Source organism: Yersinia sp. 1252 StPb PI (genome assembly GCF_048593885.1).
GTDB lineage: Bacteria > Pseudomonadota > Gammaproteobacteria > Enterobacterales > Enterobacteriaceae > Yersinia > Yersinia enterocolitica_E.
In genome coordinates this window covers 1-1,974 of record NZ_JAZGQE010000333.1, presented here as the reverse complement: position 1 = coordinate 1,974, position 1,974 = coordinate 1, and the positions used below count along the sequence as shown (strand labels likewise).

Below are 1,974 nucleotides of genomic sequence, written 5' to 3'. Positions count from 1 at the left end.
GTAGTGAACAGTTTTTATAAAACTATTATTTTTATAGCCCTTTTAGTTTGATTTGAGAGTGTGTTGTATGGGAAATGGCACAACGGGCATTGATTGAGGCGTTGTGTGAGAGCTTGCAAAATGACTCCACCTTGACTGAAACGGAGTTATACCAATGAGCACGATCCCTGACATGACCCCTTTGGAACATTTTGAAGTGGCGAAAGCAGCACATCAGAAAAACATGCTAATACTGAATGAAGTTACCTCTGCAATTACTCGTTGCCATGAACAACAACAAGAAGCAGAAATAAAAGGTAAGCAGGCGGAAAGTAGCTGGCGGAGCTTGTTTCGTAATATGCGCGGTGAAATGACCGATGAGCTGAAAGAACAGCATGGTCAACGAATCTCACAAAAAGAATTAGCTAAGGAGTTCTCAACACTAATCAAAGAGCTGGAGCTTGATAAAGATTCAGCGATGCTGGCATGTTGTTATTCAGCAAAAAAACTTGAAAATACCTATAAAAATAACTTTAAAATTTATGCTGAACAAGAATGGCGACAGGCTTTACTGGAACTTCCCTCCTCTCTGATAAGGGTTATTAAGTTGAAATTACGTGCTCTAGCACTAGCTGATGAGGGCAACGAAAATCAGCTTGGTTATGAAACCCCGGATAAGATAATGGAACGACAAGTAGGGCGGATATTAGTAGATGTTGCGGAGCGTCATAAGATCTCAATATACCCAGACTCAACTTTAGATAAAATCGGCTGGAATAGACCTAATTTAGATGGAGTGGACTGGAAGTTATACAATAGCCCGGCTTCTTGCTCTAAATTAGCCAAAGAGATAATTATAAAAAGAAAGAAATTACAGCAAGAAGAGGAAAGCTAATATGATGCGTTGCCCAGTGTGTAAACATGCGTCTCATACGCGTGCCAGTCGCTATTTATCAGAGCAGACCAAAGAGGCATATTATCNGTGTCAGAATATAGAATGTTCTTGTACCTTTAAATCGATTGAGAGTGTGGATAAAATAATTACTCGCCCTCCAGTTAAAGAACCTGAAATAATATCCGCTGTCATTCTCCCAGAGCGGAAAGTATTAAATCGCTACGGTTCTAACGCACGAATTCATTAATAATCCCACCCTGCCTGTAACCTCTCAAGGCAGGGACTTTTCCCCCACTCTCACCACTTTGCCCTTGCCGTTTAAGGGCTTTTTCTCTGGCTAGCCTGCCAAAAAGAGCACTGCATGCATATAGTGCATGAATTTGCATGCAACGCCTCAGCATCAAAACATCTGAAACACCGCGCCACAAGGGCTTGTAGGCTCTCTATGTCATGCATGAAAAGTGCATGATAAAGTCAGAGCGCGTAGGCGGGGGACCATTGCGCGCGCGGGTGAACTACCTAGTCAGTCAATACTTTTTCAATGCACTGCTTCACTGAACTTATATTGGGACGTTGGCTGGGAGTAAAGCTGGTACAATGCGAAATTACCTCGTCGATAAATTCTATTTTATTCATTTGGCAATATGTTGATACTAATGCTTCAGCTCTGTCCAGCCTCATCTCACCGGCTAATGGGTATTTCTGTCCACTCAGTAACACCCATAGAGTCTTAGCGAAACTAAATATATCCGCATGCTCTCCAGATGTTGCAGGCTCTGTAGAAAGCATCTCTGGGGCATAAAAATGTAATGAGCCGAGTTTACACCCTTCTCTTGTTATTTCTTGTTTGTTCGGGAATGTTGCAATTCCAAAATCACCTAAATACCATTTTCCTTTATATATTAATATGTTGTCGGGTTTAATGTCTCTATGGAATATATTTTCCTTGTGAAGTATTTCTAAAGTTATGCATACTTCCAACATGCCTTTGAGAATCTTTAGTGGAGTAGGTTGCTTGTCCGTTATATATTTATCCAGAGGAATAGCTTCTGGCATTGTAAACCAAGGGAAGCCATCGTCACCTAAATTAGCATAACTAT

3 protein-coding genes are annotated in these 1,974 nt (G+C 41.1%); 2 read left to right on the top strand and 1 reads right to left on the bottom strand.

Annotated elements, in window-relative coordinates; all coding sequences use genetic code 11:
• Positions 1 to 154 precede the first annotated feature (154 nt).
• Complete coding sequence (locus tag V2A85_RS23280) at positions 155 to 874, top strand: hypothetical protein (protein ID WP_042547993.1); 720 nt, start codon at positions 155 to 157, stop codon at positions 872 to 874.
• Between the two features lies 1 nt (position 875).
• Positions 876 to 1,121: an ogr/Delta-like zinc finger family protein gene (locus V2A85_RS23275; RefSeq protein WP_420072509.1), complete on the top strand. Its 246-nt coding sequence runs from the start codon at positions 876 to 878 to the stop codon at positions 1,119 to 1,121.
• A 272-nt stretch (positions 1,122 to 1,393) separates the two neighbouring features.
• Here the strand turns inward: V2A85_RS23275 and V2A85_RS23270 are convergent.
• Positions 1,394 to 1,974: protein kinase domain-containing protein (locus tag V2A85_RS23270; RefSeq protein ID WP_420072508.1), on the bottom strand; the 581-nt coding region annotated here is incomplete at its 5' end.